The sequence below is a fragment of the Microbulbifer agarilyticus S89 genome (assembly GCF_000220505.1).
In the GTDB taxonomy this organism is placed as follows: Bacteria; Pseudomonadota; Gammaproteobacteria; order Pseudomonadales; family Cellvibrionaceae; genus Microbulbifer; species Microbulbifer agarilyticus_B.
On the sequence record NZ_AFPJ01000049.1, the window covers coordinates 1 to 761 of the forward strand.

Below are 761 nucleotides of genomic sequence, written 5' to 3' on the forward strand. Positions count from 1 at the left end.
GGTTTCCTTGATACCAACGATCTCGATCTCGTCACCAGTGTTGATAACACCACGTTCAACACGACCGGTAACTACGGTACCACGACCGGAGATGGAGAATACGTCTTCGATCGGCATCAGGAACGGCTGGTCTACCGCACGCTCCGGCTCCGGAATGTACTCGTCCAGGGTTTCAACCAGCTTCTTAACAGCGGTGGTACCCATTTCGTTGTCGTCTTCGCCGTTCAGGGCCATCAGAGCAGAACCAACGATGATCGGAGTGTCGTCACCCGGGAACTCGTACTGGTCCAGAAGTTCACGAACTTCCATCTCAACCAGTTCCAGCAGCTCTTCGTCGTCAACCATGTCGGCTTTGTTCAGGAATACCACGATGTACGGTACACCTACCTGACGAGACAGCAGGATGTGCTCACGAGTCTGCGGCATGGGGCCGTCAGCTGCGGAACATACCAGGATAGCGCCGTCCATCTGAGCAGCACCGGTGATCATGTTCTTAACGTAGTCGGCGTGTCCCGGGCAGTCTACGTGCGCGTAGTGACGGGTCGGGGACTCGTATTCAACGTGAGAGGTTGCGATGGTGATACCACGCTCACGCTCTTCCGGAGCGTTGTCGATACCGTCGAAAGCAACAGCAGCGCCGCCCCATACTTCTGCACATACGCGAGTCAGTGCAGCAGTCAGAGTGGTTTTACCGTGGTCAACGTGACCGATGGTGCCCACGTTTACGTGGGGCTTGGAACGTTCAAACTTTTCTTTTCCCA

The 761-nt window shown here is 55.5% G+C and carries 1 protein-coding gene; it reads right to left on the reverse strand.

The window, feature by feature from the left end; genetic code table 11:
- Positions 1–761: elongation factor Tu (locus AS89_RS0114715; protein WP_010133486.1), on the reverse strand; the 761-nt coding region annotated here is incomplete at both ends.